The 20,062-nt window shown below is 56.4% G+C and carries 14 protein-coding genes; 8 read left to right on the top strand and 6 right to left on the bottom strand.

The features are described 5' to 3' along the window. The first annotated feature begins 117 nt into the window (after nucleotides 1–117). From AC22LX_RS20865 to macB, 3 genes are all read left to right on the top strand, one after another. Nucleotides 118–1,776: an ATP-dependent endonuclease gene (locus tag AC22LX_RS20865; RefSeq protein WP_045396265.1), complete on the top strand. Its 1,659-nt coding sequence runs from the start codon at nucleotides 118–120 to the stop codon at nucleotides 1,774–1,776. Nucleotides 1,777–1,930: 154 nt separating this feature from the next. Next, nucleotides 1,931–3,046, top strand: coding sequence for a macrolide transporter subunit MacA (gene macA / locus AC22LX_RS20860; protein WP_487334188.1), 1,116 nt, complete (start codon nucleotides 1,931–1,933; stop codon nucleotides 3,044–3,046). Continuing rightward, nucleotides 3,043–4,989 (top strand): macrolide ABC transporter ATP-binding protein/permease MacB, encoded by a 1,947-nt coding sequence (macB, locus tag AC22LX_RS20855; protein WP_487334187.1) that lies wholly within the window; start codon nucleotides 3,043–3,045, stop codon nucleotides 4,987–4,989. Before macA ends, macB begins: the two co-directional genes overlap by 4 nt. 68 nt (nucleotides 4,990–5,057) lie before the next feature. Here the strand turns inward: macB and cspD are convergent, their stop codons facing one another. Then, on the bottom strand, nucleotides 5,058–5,279 hold the full coding sequence (cspD, locus tag AC22LX_RS20850; protein WP_015367495.1) for a cold shock-like protein CspD: 222 nt from the start codon (nucleotides 5,277–5,279) through the stop codon (nucleotides 5,058–5,060). A 325-nt stretch (nucleotides 5,280–5,604) separates the two neighbouring features. Here cspD and clpS point away from each other — a divergent pair, with 325 nt between their 5' ends. The 3 genes from clpS to AC22LX_RS20835 are packed head-to-tail and all read left to right on the top strand — an operon-like array spanning nucleotide 5,605 to nucleotide 8,812. Beyond that, a complete protein-coding gene (gene clpS, locus AC22LX_RS20845; RefSeq protein ID WP_015367494.1) occupies nucleotides 5,605–5,922 on the top strand; it encodes an ATP-dependent Clp protease adapter ClpS in 318 nt (105 codons plus the stop codon). Nucleotides 5,923–5,952: 30 nt separating this feature from the next. Next, nucleotides 5,953–8,232 carry an ATP-dependent Clp protease ATP-binding subunit ClpA gene (gene clpA / locus AC22LX_RS20840; protein ID WP_015367493.1) on the top strand — a complete coding sequence of 760 codons (2,280 nt, stop codon included), beginning with the start codon at nucleotides 5,953–5,955 and terminating at the stop codon, nucleotides 8,230–8,232. 19 nt (nucleotides 8,233–8,251) lie between these two features. Then, entirely contained in the window at nucleotides 8,252–8,812 is a 561-nt protein-coding gene (locus AC22LX_RS20835; protein WP_213292667.1) for a hypothetical protein, read from the top strand. 77 nt (nucleotides 8,813–8,889) lie between these two features. Here AC22LX_RS20835 and infA read toward each other — a convergent pair whose 3' ends face one another. The 5 genes from infA to trxB form a co-directional block, all read right to left on the bottom strand. Further along, nucleotides 8,890–9,108, bottom strand: a complete 219-nt coding sequence (gene infA, locus AC22LX_RS20830; RefSeq protein WP_001040187.1) for a translation initiation factor IF-1 — start codon at nucleotides 9,106–9,108, stop codon at nucleotides 8,890–8,892. Nucleotides 9,109–9,467: 359 nt separating this feature from the next. Further along, nucleotides 9,468–10,172 carry a leucyl/phenylalanyl-tRNA--protein transferase gene (aat, locus tag AC22LX_RS20825; RefSeq protein ID WP_045396250.1) on the bottom strand — a complete coding sequence of 235 codons (705 nt, stop codon included), beginning with the start codon at nucleotides 10,170–10,172 and terminating at the stop codon, nucleotides 9,468–9,470. A gap of 42 nt (nucleotides 10,173–10,214) precedes the next feature. Then, nucleotides 10,215–11,936, bottom strand: coding sequence for a heme ABC transporter ATP-binding protein/permease CydC (gene cydC / locus AC22LX_RS20820; RefSeq protein WP_045396247.1), 1,722 nt, complete (start codon nucleotides 11,934–11,936; stop codon nucleotides 10,215–10,217). Further along, the gene (gene cydD, locus AC22LX_RS20815; RefSeq protein WP_487334186.1) at nucleotides 11,937–13,703 is read right to left on the bottom strand and encodes a heme ABC transporter permease/ATP-binding protein CydD; all 1,767 of its coding nucleotides are present in this window, start codon (nucleotides 13,701–13,703) and stop codon (nucleotides 11,937–11,939) included. It lies immediately after the preceding gene. 114 nt (nucleotides 13,704–13,817) lie between these two features. Continuing rightward, nucleotides 13,818–14,786: a thioredoxin-disulfide reductase gene (gene trxB / locus AC22LX_RS20810; RefSeq protein WP_045396241.1), complete on the bottom strand. Its 969-nt coding sequence runs from the start codon at nucleotides 14,784–14,786 to the stop codon at nucleotides 13,818–13,820. Between the two features lie 532 nt (nucleotides 14,787–15,318). Between trxB and lrp the strand changes: the two genes are divergently transcribed. Both lrp and ftsK read left to right on the top strand, forming a co-directional pair. Next, entirely contained in the window at nucleotides 15,319–15,813 is a 495-nt protein-coding gene (gene lrp, locus AC22LX_RS20805; protein WP_000228469.1) for a leucine-responsive transcriptional regulator Lrp, read from the top strand. 135 nt (nucleotides 15,814–15,948) lie between these two features. Next, entirely contained in the window at nucleotides 15,949–19,992 is a 4,044-nt protein-coding gene (gene ftsK, locus AC22LX_RS20800; RefSeq protein WP_487334185.1) for a DNA translocase FtsK, read from the top strand. Nucleotides 19,993–20,062: the final 70 nt, after the last annotated feature.

The following is a 20,062-nucleotide window of genomic DNA, read 5'->3' as shown; positions in this document are numbered from 1 at the left end:
ACAAACTCATTTGCTTCTTGATTCCATTGTCGGCGTGGGAAGCAGGGGGTGCCATGTCGTCTGCGCCTCGCTATACTGCTGATTACTGAAGGAGAATGTGGGCCAGGCGGAGGGGATATGCATCTTGAGCGTGTAGAGATCGTCGGATTTCGCGGTATCAACCGTTTATCGTTGATGCTCGAGCAAAACAATGTGCTAATCGGCGAAAACGCATGGGGTAAATCCAGCCTGCTGGACGCTCTGACGCTGCTTTTATCGCCTGAGTTTGACCTGTACCATTTCGTGCGCGATGACTTCTGGTTTCCCCCCGGCGATATTCAGGGGCGGGAGCATCATCTACATATCATTTTAACTTTCCGCGAGAATGAACCCGGGCGCCATCGCGTGCGCCGTTTTCGTCCGCTTAGCGATTGCTGGGTGCCGTGCGATGACGGCTATCAGCGTATTTTCTATCGCCTTGAGGGCGAGCTGGCGGATGACGGCAGCGTGATGACCCTGCGTAGTTTTATTAACTGCCAGGGAGAGGCGCTGGAGCTGCATGATATTGACGATCTGGCGCGCCACCTGGTACGCCTGATGCCGGTGCTGCGCCTGCGCGACGCCCGCTTTATGCGCCGAATTCACAACGGTACCGTGCCGCATTCGCCGCAAATTGAAATTACCGCCCGGCAGCTGGATTTTCTCTCCCGCGAGCTGGTTAATCACCCGCAAAATCTCACCGATGGGCAAATCCGCGAAGGGCTGTCGGCGATGGTGCAACTGCTAGAACATTATTTCGCCGAGCAGAGCAGCGCGCAAAGCCGCAATCGCCTGATGCGCCGACGTTCTCATGATGAACAACGCAGCTGGCGTTATCTCGATATTATTAACCGAATGATTGATAAACCCGGCGGTCGTAGTCACCGGGTGATCCTGCTTGGGCTGTTCTCCACTTTATTGCAGGCGAAGGGGACCGTCCGCCTCGATCGCGATGCGCGGCCGCTGCTGCTGATTGAGGACCCGGAAACGCGTCTGCATCCGATCATGCTTTCGGTCGCCTGGCATTTACTGAATCTGTTGCCGCTGCAGCGAGTCACCACAACCAATTCCGGCGAACTTTTGTCTTTAACGCCGGTTGAACAGGTGTGTCGGCTGGTACGTGAATCGTCCCGCGTCTCGGCGTGGCGGCTCGGTCCCGGCGGGATGAATGCGGAAGATAGTCGCCGCATTGCGTTTCACATTCGCTTCAACCGCGCGTCATCGCTGTTCGCCCGCTGCTGGTTGCTGGTGGAAGGCGAAACGGAAACCTGGGTTATCAACGAACTGGCGCGCCAGTGCGGGCATCATTTCGACGCTGAAGGGGTGAAGGTTATCGAGTTTGCCCAGTCCGGGCTTAAGCCGCTGATTAAATTCGCCCGCCGGATGGGGATTGAGTGGCATGTGCTGGTTGACGGCGATGAGGCCGGTAAGAAGTATGCCGCTACGGTGCGCGGGCTACTCAACAACGATAACGAACTGGAACGCGTGCACTTAACCATGCTTCCGGCGATGGATATGGAACACTTTATGTATCGTCAGGGGTTCGACGATGTTTATCATCGGGTGGCGCAGATCCCGGATAATATGCCGATGAACATGCGCCGGGTGATCACTAAAGCCATACATCGTTCATCGAAACCCGATCTGGCGATAGAGGTCGCGATGGAGGCTGGGCGGCGGGGAATTGACGCCGTCCCGACGTTGCTGAAAAAGATGTTTTCCCGCGTGCTGTGGCTGGCGCGCGGGCGCGCTGATTAGCCCAGCGGCGAAAACCGTGCCATGTTACGCCGCAAGACAAAGCCGCAGCCCAACATCAATAAACATTAAGCATTGCTAAAATTCTGGCTTCTGTTCGCCGCCGCTTCCGTTAGAATCATCTTCCGGGCTGCGGGGAATAGATCAGGAATTTTTTATGACATTGAATGGAAAACGCAGGAAAGTCTGGTGGCTGTTGGCGCTGGTGGTGGTTATTGCGGCTATCTGGGGATGGCGGATTCTGAACGTGCCGTTGCCGCAGTATCAAACGCTGGTGGCGCGTAAAAGCGATCTGCAGCAGAGCGTACTGGCGACGGGCAAGTTAGATGCGCTGCGTAAAGTCGACGTCGGCGCGCAGGTCAGCGGCCAGTTGAAGACGCTGCGCGTCAATATTGGCGATAAAGTACAGAAGGACCAGTTACTGGGGGTTATCGACCCGGAGCAGGCTGAAAACCAGATTAAAGAAGTCGAAGCGACGCTCATGGAGCTGCGGGCGCAGCTTAAACAGGCGCAGGCCGAACGTAAGCTTGCGCAGGTAACCTTAGCGCGCCAGCAACAGTTGGCGCAGCGCCAGCTGGTATCACGCCAGGATCTGGATACCGCCGCCACCGATGTGGCGGTGAAAGAGGCGCAAATCGGCACCATCGAGGCGCAGATCAAGCGCAACCAGGCGACCCTCGACACCGCGAAAACCAACCTCGACTATACGCGCATCCTGGCGCCGATGTCCGGCGAAGTGACGCAAATTACCACCCTGCAGGGGCAAACGGTGATTGCCGCCCAGCAGGCGCCGAATATTCTGACCCTGGCTGATCTCAGTACCATGCTGGTGAAGGCCCAGGTTTCGGAAGCGGACGTAATCCATCTTAAGCCGGGGCAAAAGGCGTGGTTTACGGTACTCGGCGACCCCCTGACCCGTTACGAAGGTACGCTGAAGGATATTCTGCCGACGCCGGAAAAGGTCAATGATGCCATATTTTATTATGCGCGTTTTGAAGTCCCTAACCCGCAGGGGATCCTGCGTCTTGAGATGACCGCGCAGGTGCATATCCAACTGGCGGAAGTGAAAAATGTGATTACTATTCCGCTCAGCGCGCTGGGCGACGCCATCGGCGATAACCGCTACAACGTGCGTCTGCTGCGCAACGGGGAAGTGAAAGAGCGTGAAATTGTTATCGGCGCGCGTAACGATACCGATGTGGCGGTGGCGAAAGGGCTGGAAGAGGGCGATGAGGTCATTATCAGCGAAAGCACGCCCGGAGCGGCAAAATGACGGCGCTGCTCGAACTGCGTGATATTCGCCGCAGTTACCCCTCGGGCGGCGGCGAAGTTGAAGTGCTAAAGGGCATCACCCTCAGTATTGCCGCAGGGGAAATGGTGGCAATCGTTGGGGCTTCCGGTTCCGGTAAATCAACGCTGATGAACATCCTTGGCTGCCTTGATAAGCCCACCAGCGGCACCTATCAGGTTGCCGGGGTCGACGTGGCGCATCTGAGCGGCGATGAACTGGCCAGGCTACGCCGTGAGCACTTCGGTTTTATTTTCCAGCGTTACCATCTGTTGTCGCATCTGACGGCGGCGCAAAACGTCGAGGTTCCTGCCATCTATGCCGGTAAAGAACGACGGGTTCGCCTTGAACGCGCGCGCGATTTGCTCTCTCGTTTGGGGCTGGGCGAGCGGGCGGAATACTTCCCTTCGCAGCTCTCCGGCGGCCAGCAGCAGCGCGTGAGTATCGCCCGCGCCCTGATGAACGGCGGTGAGGTGATCCTCGCCGATGAACCGACCGGGGCGCTGGATAGCCGCTCAGGCGAAGAGGTCATGGCCATCCTGCATCAGCTTAAGGCGCAAGGGCATACGGTGATTATCGTCACCCACGACCCGCAGGTCGCGGCGCAGGCGGAAAGAATCATCGAACTGCGTGACGGTGAAATTGTGCGTAACCCACCGCCGTTATCGCTGGAGAAAGGCGGCGTGCTTCGCGCCGAAGACCGTGCGGAGCCTTCCATCTGGCGTCAGTTCAGCGGTGGTTTTCGCGAGGCGCTGGTGATGGCCTGGCGGGCGATGGCGGCGAATAAAATGCGTACGCTGCTCACCATGCTCGGCATCATCATTGGTATCGCTTCGGTAGTCTCTATCGTAGTCGTCGGCGATGCCGCGAAACAGTTGGTCTTAGCCGATATTCGCGCCATTGGCACCAATACCATCGATGTTTATCCCGGCAAAGATTTCGGCGACGACGATCCGCGTTATCAGCAGGCGTTAAAATATGACGATCTGCTGGCGATTCAAAAACAGCCGTGGGTGAGCTCCGCAACGCCGGCGGTATCGAAAAGCCTGCGCCTGCGCGCCAATAACATCGACGTGGCCGCCAGCGCCGAAGGCGTTGGCGCGCAATATTTCAACGTTTACGGCATGACGTTCAGCGAGGGAAATACGTTCAATGAGCTGCAGCTGAATAGCCGGGCGCAGGTGGTGGTGCTGGATAGCAACGCCCGTCGCCAGTTATTCCCCCATAAAGCAAAAGTGGTCGGCGAGGTGATTTTGGTCGGTAATATGCCGGCGACGATTGTCGGCGTGGCCGATGAGAAACAATCGATGTTCGGCAGCAGCAAAATTCTCCGCGTCTGGCTGCCTTATTCCACTATGGCCGGACGGGTGATGGGGCAATCGTGGCTTAACTCGATAACCGTCCGCGTGCAGGAGGGCTACGATAGCGCCGCCGCTGAGCAGCAGCTGGTGCGGTTGCTGGAACTCCGCCATGGCAAAAAAGATGTTTTCACCTGGAATATGGACAGTATCTTGAAAACGGCGGAAAGGACCACACATACTTTACAGCTGTTCCTGACCCTGGTGGCGGTGATCGCGCTGGTCGTCGGCGGGATTGGGGTAATGAATATCATGCTGGTGTCAGTCACGGAACGCACCCGTGAAATCGGTATCCGCATGGCGGTTGGCGCCCGGGCCCGGGATGTACTGCAGCAGTTTCTTATTGAAGCGGTACTGGTTTGCCTGGTGGGCGGCGCCATCGGAGTGAGTTTGTCGTTGATGATCGCGTTCATTCTGCAACTGTTCTTACCCGGTTGGGAAATCGGTTTTTCGCCGCTGGCGCTGTTGACCGCATTTTTGTGTTCGACGTTAACCGGGGTGCTGTTTGGCTGGTTGCCGGCGCGTAATGCGGCGCAATTAGACCCGGTGGATGCGTTGGCGCGGGAGTAATGAGATAAAAATGCCAGTCAGAAGGACTGGCATTTTATTAGCAGGATGTACACAATGAAGCAAAAGAGTTATGCAGCCGTTTCTGCTTCCACAGGAACAATCACGCTGGCGTGATTGCCTTTCGGCCCCTGGTGAACATCAAACCGAACGGATTGCCCGGCTTTTAGCGTTCTGTAACCATCCATCTGGATGGTGGAGTAATGGGCGAAAATGTCTTCGCCGCCGCCCTCAGGGCAAATAAAACCGAACCCTTTGGCATTGTTGAACCACTTAACAGTACCCATTTCCATACTTCGACATCCTTCGTAAATCTTTATAAGTAAGATGGAATGAACCGGTAGGGGAGTCACGAGTTGTACAATTGCTCGCCAACTCTCGCCAGTACAATTTAGAGAAATACGGAAATGCGTCAAGCAATTGACGAGGGTGAACGGTGAAAAATGCGTCAAAATTTGAAGCAGTTAACGCTATTGCTGGGGAATGTGACAGGCGTCGCGGATGGAAGCAATAGATGATAGTTATCTATGATCTATTGTAGATTTGTAACGTGCATAACCTCAGATCATCGACAGGCCGCGGCCTGTTGGCAACAGCAACCGATGACGAACATTGACGATGAGTAAGAGAGATTGGCTGGACTTCGATCAACTGGTAGAAGATGAAGTTCGTGATGCGCTTAAACCACCATCTATGTATAAAGTGATATTAGTCAATGATGACTACACTCCAATGGAGTTTGTTATTGACGTGTTACAAAAATTCTTTTCTTATGATGTAGAACGTGCAACGCAACTGATGCTCACGGTTCACTATGAAGGTAAGGCGATTTGCGGCGTTTTCACCGCCGAAGTTGCGGAAACCAAAGTCGCTATGGTGAACCAGTACGCGAAGGAGAACGAGCATCCATTGCTGTGTACGCTAGAGAAAGCCTGATTACAGGCATGAAAATTGGGGGAGGTGCCTATGCTCAATCAAGAACTGGAACTCAGTTTAAACATGGCTTTCGCCAGAGCGCGCGAGCACCGTCATGAATTTATGACCGTCGAGCACTTGTTGCTGGCTTTACTCAGCAACCCCTCGGCACGCGAAGCGCTGGAAGCCTGTTCCGTGGACCTGGTCGCTTTGCGTCAGGAACTTGAAGCCTTCATCGAACAGACCACTCCCGTCCTTCCGGCAACGGAAGAAGAGCGAGACACCCAGCCGACGCTAAGCTTCCAGCGCGTGCTGCAGCGTGCGGTTTTTCACGTCCAATCCTCCGGTCGCAGCGAAGTGACCGGCGCCAACGTACTGGTCGCGATTTTCAGCGAGCAGGAGTCGCAGGCCGCCTATCTGCTGCGTAAACATGAAGTCAGCCGCCTTGATGTGGTGAATTTCATCTCTCACGGCACGCGCAAAGACGAGCCCAGCCAGCCTTCGGAAAACAACGCGAGCCAGCCGGGTAACGAAGAGCAAGCAGGCGGGGAGGATCGTATGGAAAACTTCACCACCAATCTTAACCAGCTTGCGCGCGTGGGCGGCATCGATCCGCTGATTGGCCGCGATAAAGAGCTGGAGCGTGCCATACAGGTATTGTGCCGCCGCCGTAAGAACAACCCGCTACTGGTGGGTGAATCCGGCGTCGGCAAGACCGCGATTGCGGAAGGGCTCGCCTGGCGTATCGTCCAGGGCGACGTACCGGAAGTGATGGCGGATTGCACCATTTACTCGTTGGATATCGGTTCGCTGCTGGCTGGGACCAAATATCGCGGCGATTTTGAAAAACGCTTTAAAGCGCTGCTGAAACAGCTTGAGCAGGATACCAATAGCATCCTGTTTATCGATGAGATCCATACCATCATCGGCGCAGGCGCAGCCTCGGGCGGTCAGGTTGATGCGGCTAACCTTATCAAACCGTTGCTGTCCGGCGGCAAGATCAGGGTGATTGGCTCCACGACTTACCAGGAGTTCAGCAACATCTTTGAAAAAGATCGCGCGCTGGCGCGTCGTTTCCAGAAAATCGACGTGACCGAACCTTCTGTCGAAGAGACGGTGCAGATCATCAACGGCTTGAAACCGAAGTACGAAGCGCACCACGATGTGCGTTATACCGCCAAAGCGGTACGTGCGGCGGTCGAGCTGGCGGTGAAATACATCAACGATCGTCATTTGCCGGATAAGGCGATTGACGTGATCGACGAAGCGGGCGCGCGGGCGCGGCTGATGCCGGTGAGCAAACGCAAGAAAACGGTCAATGTGGCGGATATCGAGTCCGTGGTTGCGCGCATCGCGCGTATTCCGGAGAAGAGCGTCTCCCGCAGCGATCGCGATACGCTGAAGAACCTTGGCGATCGCCTGAAAATGCTGGTCTTTGGTCAGGATAAGGCGATTGAAGCGCTGACTGAAGCGATCAAGATGGCGCGTGCCGGGCTTGGCCATGAGCATAAACCGGTTGGTTCTTTCTTGTTCGCCGGGCCGACCGGGGTAGGGAAAACCGAAGTCACCGTGCAGCTGGCGAAAGCGCTGGGCATTGAGCTGTTGCGGTTTGATATGTCTGAGTATATGGAACGTCATACCGTTAGCCGCTTGATTGGCGCGCCTCCGGGATACGTCGGTTTCGATCAGGGCGGGCTGTTGACCGATGCGGTGATCAAACATCCGCACGCGGTGCTGCTGCTTGATGAGATCGAAAAAGCGCATCCGGATGTCTTCAATATCCTGCTGCAGGTGATGGATAACGGTACGCTGACCGATAACAACGGCCGTAAAGCGGACTTCCGCAACGTGGTGCTGGTGATGACCACCAACGCCGGGGTGCGTGAAACCGAGCGTAAATCGATTGGTCTTATCCAGCAGGATAACAGTACCGATGCGATGGAAGAGATCAAAAAGATCTTTACGCCGGAGTTCCGTAACCGTCTCGACAACATCATCTGGTTCGATCACCTCTCTACGACCGTGATCCATCAGGTGGTCGATAAGTTTATCGTCGAGCTGCAGGTACAGCTGGATCAGAAAGGCGTGTCGCTGGAAGTGAGTCAGGAAGCGCGTGACTGGCTGGCTGAGAAAGGCTATGACCGGGCAATGGGTGCGCGTCCAATGGCGCGGGTGATTCAGGACAACCTGAAGAAACCATTGGCGAATGAGCTGCTGTTTGGTTCGCTGGTGGACGGCGGTCAGGTCACCGTTGAGCTGGATAAAGCTAATAACGTGCTGACTTACGGCTTCCACAGCGCGCAAAAGCACAAACCGGAAGCGGCGCATTAAATAAATTCTGAATTGTTCAGTGATAAAGACCGGGCTGGTGACAGCCCGGTCTTTTTTTATTAGCGTTAAAACGGATGGATGTAACCACAAGGACGAAATGATGAAATGTGCAAAAACGTCGTGCTGCGCCTCGCTGGTGCTGCTTTCTTTTAATGCTCTGGCGCAATGTCCGGATATGACGGGTAGCTACCGCTTTAGCGGTGCTGATAGCCCGTTTTACCTGGTCAAAATCTCGGGGCAGTCAACCTATCACGCCTATTTTCCCGCCGGTTCGGATAAATATGTGCACTCTCGCAGCGTCGATGTGCCTGCGGAAAAACGCAAAGAGGAGCAAATTCCCGCGTGCGCCCTGTTGCTCAAAGGGGCAGGAATGCTGGTAAAAATGGAGAAGGGAAAGAAAATTAACACCATGAGCCAGTCACAAAACTATATGACGGAGAAAACTATTACTACCGATTATGGCTTAATGGTGTATTCCGGCTTTGCCTCAGACTTTATCGGTGTCGATAAACTGAGCGCCCATGTGCCGAAAGAAGCGCTAAACAATACCCTACCGATAGCTAAAGAGATGGCTGAGTAAATCGGCGCGGTAGGCAGAAATGAAAAGACCGGGCATTGCCCGGCCTTCAGCATCTGACGCCTTAGCGGCGGAAACAATTAGCGACTACGGAAGACAATGCGGCCTTTGCTCAGGTCGTACGGGGTCAGCTCAACAGTCACTTTGTCGCCCGTCAGAATGCGGATGTAGTTTTTACGCATTTTACCGGAAATATGCGCAGTTACCACGTGACCGTTTTCCAGTTCTACGCGGAACATAGTGTTAGGCAACGTTTCAAGTACGGTGCCCTGCATTTCAATATTGTCTTCTTTGGCCATCTAGTCCTCTGGGGTATCACTACCGTAGTTTTGAACCGGCAAGATAATGCCGAAGTTCATCAAGTATGTAAAGTTTTACGTATACCCAAAACAGTTCGCGTCGCAGGCTGGCGATAAATAATTACGCGCAGCCAGCGCCTGTAGCTTAAAACATGACGGGTATAAATCGCCGAAGTAGTTTTGGCGCATTGCCCGGAATACACGCGGTGAAACCACATGACAGGCGCAAACGTAAAGGGCAGTGACAGAACGATGGGCGTTATCTGACTCTTATTATTCCCAAACGGCGGCGGGGCAACAGGCAGAAGCTACTCTACCGCGCAATTATACCACCACGCTAAGAAATGTGCTGAAAACATTTATCCATTACCGGTAAATAGCACCCGTGGTACCCAAAATCGCTCCGGTAAGCGGTAGGTGCGTAATACGGAAAGGTAATCGAGATAATCGCGGCGCGGAATTTCAATCGCCCCTAAAGAGGCGGTGTGCGCGTTAAGTACCTGACAGTCAATTAATCTACCGCCATCCTGGGCAAAAGCCTGACAGAAGATCATCAGCGCGGTTTTAGAGGCATTTTCCGCCCGGCTGAACATCGATTCGCCGCAAAACAGCGCCCCCTGCGCCACGCCGTACATGCCGCCGACCAGCGTCTCCTCATCCCACACTTCTATTGAATGAGCATGACCGAGTTCATGTAACTGGTGATAGGCCTGAACGATGCTGGGAGTGATCCAGGTGCCTTCATCACGATGGCTGGCGCAGCCCTCGATAACCTGGCCGAAGGCGTGGTTAAGCGTCACCCGATAGGGAGAGCGTTGATGAAAGCGCTTCATGCTGCGGCTAAAGTGGAATTGCTCCGGCCACAGCACGGCACGTGGGTCGGGCGACCACCATAAAATAGGGTCGCCGGGAGAAAACCATGGAAAAATACCGCGCTGATAGGCCATGAGCAGGCGAGCGGGACTCAGATCGCCGCCCAGCGCCAGCAGGCCATTTGGTTCACGCAGGGCGCCTTCCGGGGAAGGGAAGGCGATAGAGTCACGAGAGAGCTGAACCAGACGCATTTTTGACCTCAATACGCACCAGCAATTGTTGACAATAATAGCTTACAGACGTTGCTTAAACTGGTAATAGCGGCCCTGTTTCGCCAGCAGCTCTGCGTGACTACCTTGCTCAATAATTTGTCCGTTGTCCATGACTATTATCTGATTAAACCGCGCCAGTCCACGCAGGCGGTGGGTGACCATCAACACGGTTTTATCGCGCATCACTTCGCTAAGTAAATCAAGGATCTGGCTTTCCGTTGTCGCATCGAGGCCTTCGGTAGGCTCATCAAGCAGCATTAGCGGCGCATTGTGCAATAGCGCGCGGGCGATAGCCAGTCGACGTAGCTCGCCGCCGGAAAGCTGACGACCGCCCTCGCCGAGCCAGCTATTCAGGCCGCCATCTTCCAGCAGTTTGTCGAGACCGACGCGCTTGAGCGTATCGCTGAGCTCGCCGTCGCTGGCCTGCGGTGCGGCAAGCAGCAGATTATCGCGCAGCGTCGCGCTGAACAGATGTACCCGCTGCGGTACGACGCTCATCGCCTGGCGCAGAGTCGTTTCCGACAGATCGCTAAGAGGCTGACCATTTAGCTGAATCTGGCCGCTGGCCGGATCCCAGGCGCGGGTCAATAACTGTAGCAGAGTCGATTTACCGCAGCCGGTACGGCCAAGAATGGCGATATGCTCACCCGCCGCGACCTGTAGCGAAATATCGTTCAGCGCCGGTGTCGACTGTTGCGGATAGCGGAAGGTTACCTCGTCCAGGGTAAGCGCTACCCGGGAGATGCTTTGCGGCGCCTGCTGGCTGAACGTCACTTCGGGCTGCTGCTCGGTGATCTGCGTAATGCGACGCGCTGACGCGATGACCTGGCCGAGATGCTGGAAGGCGCCGGTGACCGGCGCCAGCGCTTCAAATGCCGCTAGGGCGCAGAAAACGAAGAGGGCGATGAGCGCCCCCGGCTGGCTATTACCGCCAACGCCGTCGGATGCCATCCACAGCATGGCGATCACCGCGATGCCGCCAATCAGCAGCATCAGCGCCTGCGATAGGGCGGTGAGCTCAGCCTGGCGGCGCTGCGCCTCTTGCCAGCGCTGTTCCGTTTTTTCCATCTGTTTACGGTAGCGATCGCTGGCATTAAACAGCATTAACTCGGCTTGCCCCTGTAGCCAGGAGGTGAGTTGCTGGCGATACTGCCCGCGGAGCTGGGTGATCTGCTCCCCGGTCGGTTTACCTGCACGGTAAAACAGCGGCGGCAGCAGGAGTAGCGTCGCCAGCATAATGCCGCCAAGCGTCAGCGCCAGGGTGACGTCAAGTACGCTTAAGCCGATGGTTACCACCAGGATGACCACCAGCGCGCCAACCAGCGGCGAAATCACGCGCAGATAGAGGTGATCCAGCGTGTCGACATCAGCCACGATGCGGTTGAGTAACTCGCCCTGGCGAAAACGCGCCAGCCCGGCGGGAGAGAGCGGCAGTAGTTTGCTAAACGTGGCGACGCGCAGATGCTGCAATACCCGGAAAGTGGCGTCGTGGCTTACCAGACGCTCAAAGTAGCGGCCGGCGGTACGAATAATCGCCGCGCCGCGAACGCCCGCGGCGGGCAGCATATAGTTAAAACTGTAAATGCCGGCGACCCCGACCACGGCGGAGGCAGACAGGAACCAGCCGGAAAGCGTCAACAGCCCGATACTTGCCAAAAGAGTGACGATAGCCAGCACCACGCCGAGAGTCAGCAGCCATTTGTGGCGTTTGTATAGCGCCAGATAGGGTAATAGTGCGCGCATTTAAATTTCCTCCTGGCGATGTGCTAACAGTGAGGCAAACGCGCCGCCGGCGGCAGAAAGCTGCGCATAGTCGCCTTGCTCGACAATCTGACCATTCTGCATTACCCAGATAGCATCCCAGTCGACCAGTCCTGCCAGTTGGTGAGTGACCATCAGCGTGGTCTGCTCGGTCGACGCGTTAGATAGCGCCTGCATGACACGCTGTTCGCTATGGGCATCAAGGCTGGCTGCTGGTTCATCCAGTAGCAACAGGCGGCACGGTACCAGCAGCGCGCGTGCAACGGCAACTCGCTGGGCCTGGCCGACCGAAAGGCCACTAGCCTGATCGCCAACCGGGGTATTAATACCTTGCGGCAGTTGGGAGATAAACTCGCTAACCCAGGCCTTATCCAGGGCCAGCTGTAGCTGCGCTTCCGTGGCTTCTGGCCACGCCAGCAGCACGTTTTCCCGCAGAGTGGCGGCGGGCAGCTGCGGGTTCTGTCCGACCCAGCTAATTAGCCGACGCCAGCGTTCAGCATCGAGTTCGCGCAACTCGACGCCGTTGACCTGTAGCGAACCTTCATAGGGAAGAAAGCCGGTCAGCGTATTCAGCAGCGAGCTTTTACCGGAGCCGCTCTGGCCAACCAGTACCACACGTTCTCCGGCGTTCAGGGTGAAAGTAAGCGGGCCTGCCAGCGTTTTGCCATCCGGTGATTTGACTATCAGATCGCGGGCTTCAAGGCGAATCAGTTCATGATCGCTCAGCGTTTTCTCGCCCCTTTGAGCCTGCGCCAGCGGAGTTTCCATAAAGGTCTTCAGGCTATCCGCGGCGCCAATAGCCTGCGCCTTGGCATGGTAAAATGTACCTAAATCACGCAGCGGCTGGAAAAACTCCGGCGCCAGAATCAGGGTTAAAAAACCGGACATCAGCGTGACGCCGACGCCGTAGTGTCCGAAGTCGAGCTCGCCGAGGTAGGAAAAACCGAAATAGACTGCCACCAGCGCGATGGAAAGCGAGGTAAAGAACTCCAGCACGCCGGAGGAAAGAAAGGCCAGACGCAGGACTTCCATCGTCCGCTGGCGAAAATCCTGCGATGCGTCGCGAATATTACTGATTTCCTCTTCGCCGCGGTTGAACAGGCGCAGCGTTTCCATGCCGCGCAGGCGGTCGAGGAAGTGGCCGCTAAGGCGACCGAGGGCGAGGAAGTTACGCCGGTTAGCATCGGCGGCACCCATTCCTACCAGCGCCATAAAGAGCGGGATCAGCGGGGCGGTGCCGAGCAAAATTAGCGCGGCAGCCCAGTTGCTGGGGAAGATAGTGATAACAATTAGTAGCGGCACGCAGGCGGCCAGCGTCATCTGCGGCAGATAGCGCGCGTAGTAATCATGCATATCATCGATTTGCTCAAGGATGAGCGTCGCCCAACTGCCGGCGGGTTTTCCCTGAATCCAGGCCGGGCCCGCCTGCTGAAGGCGGTCCAGCACCTGGCGGCGAATTTCATAACGGATATGCTGGCCGGCGTGGAAGCCGACGCGTTCACGTAGCCACACCACCCAGGCGCGCAGGATCAGCACCAGCGCCAGCAAGGTAAACGGCAGCAGCAGCGCCGTCGCCGGGATATTTTCCATAATCATTCGGTGAAGTATTCGCGCCAGAAACCACGCCTGAGCGACGATCAACAGACCGCTCACGACGCCCAGCAGGCGAGAAATCATCAACCAGCGACGGGAGATAATGCTTTTTTCTTTTAACCAGCGGGTTAACTCTTGTTGACGGGTTTTATTCATTGCGCGCTTAGCAGGTTTCGTTATGAGATTTTTGGGCACGGCAATGTTACAACGAGGCAAAAATAAAGGCGACTTTTCGTCGCCTTCTTTACCTTTGTTACTGACTTGTAAAGATTATTTGCAAGCGTCAGCTAAACCATCCAGGTAGCGTTCCGCGTCCAGCGCGGCCATACAGCCGGTACCGGCGGAGGTAATCGCCTGACGGTAGATATGGTCCATCACGTCGCCTGCCGCGAAGACGCCAGGGATACTGGTCTGCGTGGCGTTGCCGTGGATGCCGGACTGTACTTTGATATAACCGTTTTCCAGCGCTAACTGACCTTCAAAGATAGCGGTGTTCGGGCTGTGTCCAATGGCGACGAACAGGCCGGCAACTTCCAGAGTCTCAACGTTATCGCTGTTTTTGGTATCGCGCAGACGCAGGCCGCTGACGCCCATCTGGTCGCCGGTGACCTCTTCCAGTGTGCGATCGGTGTGCAGGACAATGTTGCCGCTTTCCACTTTATCCATCAGGCGTTTGATGAGGATTTTTTCCGCGCGGAAGGAGTCGCGCCGGTGGATCAGATGCACTTCAGCAGCAATGTTGGACAGATACAGCGCTTCTTCAACCGCCGTGTTGCCGCCGCCGATAACCGCGACTTTCTGGTTGCGATAGAAGAAACCGTCGCAGGTGGCGCAGGCAGAGACGCCGCGGCCTTTAAAAGCTTCTTCAGAAGGCAGACCCAGATAGCGGGCGGAAGCGCCGGTAGCGATAATCAGCGCGTCACAGGTGTACTCGCCGCTGTCGCCGACCAGGCGGAACGGACGGTTCTGCAGATCGACGCTGCTGATGTGATCGAAAATAATTTCAGTTTCGAACTTGGTGGCATGCTCGTGCATACGTTCCATGAGCAGCGGACCGGTCAGATCGTTTGGGTCGCCTGGCCAGTTTTCCACTTCAGTGGTGGTGGTCAGCTGACCGCCTTTTTCCATGCCGGTGATCAGCACCGGCTGCAGGTTTGCGCGCGCAGCATAGACCGCCGCGGTATATCCTGCAGGTCCAGAACCTAGAATAAGCAGTTTACTGTGTTTGGCTGTGCCCATGAGATCCCCATATTTTATTGGCATACATTGCGCTGGATTGTAGGGAATTTGCGGGCGTAAAAAAAGAGCGTAGCGATTTTGTTAACGATATGTGCAATAGAACCCGCCGATGAATTGGCGATTTAACGAGCGGAAAATATAATTAATTCTACTGTTAGCGCCCTGATTATAAGATGAAAACATGAGATTCAGAGGGGGTTGATGATGAATATCTGGCATCTTGTACTAAAAATCGATGTTTTGCTTTGACAATCCCCTGTGCTTTTGCGAAAACATTCATGGAAGAAGAAAAGCAGTGTTTAGCGTGTGGCGAATGTTCATGCACGCAAATGCCATTTTTATCCGGGTCAGCGAAATCTACGCATGGTGTGGACAGACGCCATGCGTGATGTCGGTGACTGCCATCAGGCAACGGGCTTCTCACGTACCCCTGGGTTACTCAACGTCGTACGGGTAATAACGGGATGGGCTCTGGCAGTGAAGGCGCAGAGTCAGAACAGGAGTAGGGAAGGAATACAGAGAGACAATAATAATGGTAGATAGCAAGAAACGCCCTGGCAAAGATCTCGACCGCATCGATCGTAACATTCTGAATGAACTGCAAAAAGACGGGCGTATTTCCAACGTCGAGCTTTCCAAACGGGTGGGACTTTCTCCGACGCCTTGCCTCGAGCGCGTGCGTCGACTGGAAAGACAGGGTTTTATTCAGGGCTATACGGCGCTGCTCAACCCGCATTATCTGGATGCATCACTTCTGGTATTTGTTGAGATTACTCTGAATCGTGGTGCGCCGGATGTGTTTGAGCAATTTAACGCCGCAGTGCAAAAACTTGAAGAAATTCAAGAGTGTCATCTGGTATCCGGTGATTTTGACTATCTGTTGAAAACCCGCGTACCGGACATGTCAGCGTATCGTAAATTGCTGGGCGAAACCCTGCTGCGCCTGCCGGGCGTAAACGACACCCGTACCTACGTGGTTATGGAAGAAGTCAAGCAGAGTAATCGCCTGGTAATCAAGACGCGCTAACACGGAACAGGTGCAAAATCGACGTAGTTTGATTACACTCCTGTTAATCCATACAGCAACAGTGCCGGGGAGACCCGGCGCTGTTGTCCGTTTTAGCAGCAGGCAGGAAATTGCCTGATACCTGGAGAGCCTTTCTTGAGCCAGGAATACACCGAAGACAAAGAAGTCAAACTAACGAAGCTAAGCAGCGGGCGCCGCGTTCTTGAGGCGTTACTCATCCTTTGCTCTCTTTTTGCCATCTGGCTGATGGCGGCATTACTGAGCTTTAATCCATCCGATCCCAGTTGGTCACAGACCGCCTGGCATGAGCCTATCCATAATCTGGGCGGCATGCCCGGAGCGTGGCTGGCGGACACGCTATTTTTCATCTTTGGCGTAATGGCGTACACCATCCCCGTGATTATCATCGGCGGCTGCTGGTTTGCATGGCGTCATCAGGAAAATGACGAATACGTCGATTACTTTGCTGTTTCGCTGCGCCTGATCGGCGCGCTGGCGCTCATTCTCACCTCCTGCGGTCTGGCGGCGATCAACGCCGATGATATCTGGTACTTTGCCTCCGGCGGCGTCATTGGCAGCCTGCTTAGCACCACATTGCAACCTTTGCTGCACAGCAGCGGCGGTACAATCGCTCTGCTATGCATCTGGGCCGCCGGTTTAACGCTGTTCACCGGCTGGTCATGGGTCAGCATTGCCGAGAAACTCGGCGGCGCCATCCTTTCTATTTTGACCTTTGCCAGTAATCGTACCCGTCGGGACGATACCTGGGTTGATGAAGGCGAATATGAAGATGAGGAATATGAAGATGAAGACGACGACGATACCGCGCAGCCGCGGGAATCGCGTCGTGCCCGCATTTTGCGCAGCGCGTTAGCGCGTCGTAAGCGTCTGGCGGAAAAATTCGCCAACCCGATGGGGCGTAAAACGGATGCCGCACTGTTCTCCGGTAAACGTATGGATGATGCGGAAGCCGTACAATATAGCGCCAGCGGCGCGCCTGTCGCGGCCGATGATGTCCTGTTCTCAGGCGCCAGCGCCGCGCGTCCTGGCGATTTAGACCCTTACGATCCGCTACTGAATGGCCATACGGTTGCCGACCCGATCGGCGCGGCTTCCGCCGCTGCAGCTGTGCCGCAGGCATGGGCGGAGCAGGGGACAGGGCAGGCATATCAACCGGAGGCTGCCCACCTGCAACCACCAGTGTATCAGCCGGAATACGCGCCGCAGCAGCCACCGGTTTATCAACCGGAAGCCGCCCATCCGCAGCAGCCGGTGTATCAACCTGAATACGCGCCGCAGCAGCCGCCGGTTTACCCGCCGGAAGCCGCGCATCCGCAGCAGCCGGTGTACCAGCCGGAATACGCGCCGCAGCAGCCGCCGGTTTACCCGCCGGAAACTGCGCATCCGCAGCAGCCGGTGTATCAGCCTGAGTACGCCCCGCAACAGCCGCCGGTTTACCAGCCGGAAGCCGCGCATCCGCAGCAACCGGTGTATCAGCCTGAATACGCGCCGCAGCAGCCGCCGGTTTACCAGCCGGAAGCCGCGCATCCGCAGCAACCGGTGTATCAGCCTGAGTACGCGCCGCAGCAGCCGCCGGTTTATCAGCCTGAACCGGCTGTTCAACAGCCTGTTTACCATCAGGAACCGGCGCCTGCCGCTGAGCCTGAAGCGCCTCAGGAAGAAACTAAACGCCCGCCGATGTACTACTTCGAGGAAGTCGAAGAGAAACGTGCGCGCGAGCGTGAGTTGCTGGAGTCCTGGTATCAGCCAATCCCTGAACCGGCGAGCCCGGTAGCAACCAAACCGATAACCGCCCCGGCTGCCCCATCCATGCCGTCCGTCGATGCCGCCGCTGTGACCGCCGTCGCCGCTGGCGTTCATCAGGCCACGACGTCTGGCAGCGCAGCCGCAGCCGCTTCAGCGGCGTCAGCCGCCGCCGACGCAGCGCCAGTTTTCAGCCCGGCATCCAGCGGCCCGCGGGTACAGGTTAAAGAAGGCATCGGTCCGAAATTGCCGCGTCCGAATCGCGTCCGCGTGCCGACGCGTCGGGAGCTTGCTTCCTATGGCATTAAGCTGCCGTCTCAGCGTATTGCTGAAGAGCGCGCGCGTCGGGCCGAGCTGGAACAGCATTACGATAACGAGCCGTTGAGCGACGAAGAAGCCGATGCGCTGGAACAAGACGAGCTGGCGCGCCAGTTTGCCGCAACCCAGCAACAGCGCTATGGCGAGTCCTGGGAGTCAGAAAGCGATGAGCAGGACGAAGACGCAGCCGCTGAAGCGGAACTGGCTCGCCAGTTTGCCGCGACCCAGCAGCAGCGCTATGCCAGCGAGCAGCCGCCGGGAGCCAATCCTTTCTCACCGGCGGACTATGAGTTCTCGCCGATGAAAACGCTGGTCAATGATGGTCCGAGCGAGCCGCTGTTTATGCCGACGCCGGAAGTGCAGCCCCAGCAACCGGCTCAGCACTACCAACAACCGGCAGCCGCGCCGCAGCAGGGTTATCAACCTGCGCAGCCGCCCGTACACCATCAGCCGGTAGCGCCGCAGCCGCAGGCTTATCAGACTGCTCAACAGCCAGTGCAGCAGCAACAGCCGGTTGCTCCGCAGGGTTATCAGCCGCCCGCGCCGCAGCCACAGGATAGCCTTATTCATCCATTGCTGATGCGTAATGGCGACAGCCGTCCGCTGCAAAGACCGACGACTCCGCTGCCGTCGCTGGATCTCCTGACGCCGCCGCCGAGCGAAGTTGAACCTGTTGATACCTTTGCGCTTGAGCAGATGGCGCGCTTGGTCGAAGCGCGTCTCGCCGATTTCCGCATCAAAGCGGATGTGGTGAACTACTCGCCTGGCCCGGTGATCACCCGCTTCGAGCTGAACCTCGCGCCTGGGGTGAAGGCCGCGCGAATCTCTAACCTGTCGCGCGACCTTGCGCGTTCGCTGTCGACCGTGGCGGTGCGTGTGGTGGAAGTCATTCCGGGTAAACCTTACGTCGGCCTGGAATTACCGAACAAAAAACGCCAGACCGTATACCTGCGCGAAGTGCTCGATTGTCCGAAATTCCGCGAGAACCCATCGCCGCTTACCGTGGTGCTGGGTAAAGATATCGCCGGCGATCCGGTGGTGGCCGATCTGGCGAAAATGCCGCATCTGCTGGTTGCCGGTACCACTGGTTCTGGTAAATCGGTTGGCGTGAACGCCATGATCCTCAGCATGCTCTACAAGGCGCAGCCGGAAGACGTGCGTTTCATCATGATCGACCCGAAAATGCTTGAGCTGTCGGTGTACGAAGGTATCCCGCATCTGCTGACGGAAGTGGTCACCGACATGAAAGACGCCGCTAATGCGCTGCGCTGGAGCGTCAACGAAATGGAACGCCGTTATAAGCTGATGTCGGCGCTGGGCGTGCGTAATCTGGCGGGCTACAACGAGAAGATCGCTGAAGCCGCGCGTATGGGACGTCCGATCCCGGATCCGTACTGGAAACCGGGCGACAGCATGGATGCCGTACATCCGGTGCTGGAAAAACTGCCGTATATCGTGGTACTGGTGGATGAATTCGCCGATCTGATGATGACCGTCGGTAAGAAGGTAGAAGAGCTTATTGCGCGTCTGGCGCAGAAAGCGCGCGCGGCGGGTATTCACCTGGTGCTGGCGACCCAGCGTCCGTCAGTTGACGTGATTACCGGTCTTATCAAGGCCAACATCCCGACGCGTATCGCCTTTACCGTATCAAGCAAGATTGACTCGCGCACCATCCTTGACCAGGGCGGCGCAGAATCGCTGCTGGGCATGGGTGATATGCTCTATTCCGGGCCTAACTCCACGATGCCGGTTCGCGTGCATGGCGCGTTTGTCCGTGACCAGGAAGTACACGCCGTGGTTCAGGACTGGAAAGCGCGCGGTCGTCCGCAGTATGTTGACGGCATTACCTCCGACAGTGAAAGCGAAGGCGGTAGTGGCGGCTTTGATGGCGGCGAAGAGCTGGATCCGCTGTTCGACCAGGCGGTCAACTTCGTGACCGAGAAACGCAAAGCCTCGATCTCCGGAGTACAGCGTCAGTTCCGCATCGGCTATAACCGCGCGGCGCGTATCATTGAGCAGATGGAAGCCCAGGGGATCGTCAGTGAGCAGGGCCATAATGGTAACCGTGAAGTCCTGGCGCCGCCGCCCTTCGAGTAAGTGCAAAGTTCGGTAAATAAGCGCAAAATCAGCCTGTTCTGCTATTCCGTTGTTATCAACGGCTCTACAG

The sequence above is a fragment of the Klebsiella sp. PK01 genome, from assembly GCF_057624675.1.
This window is presented reverse-complemented; position numbering and strand designations above follow the sequence as displayed.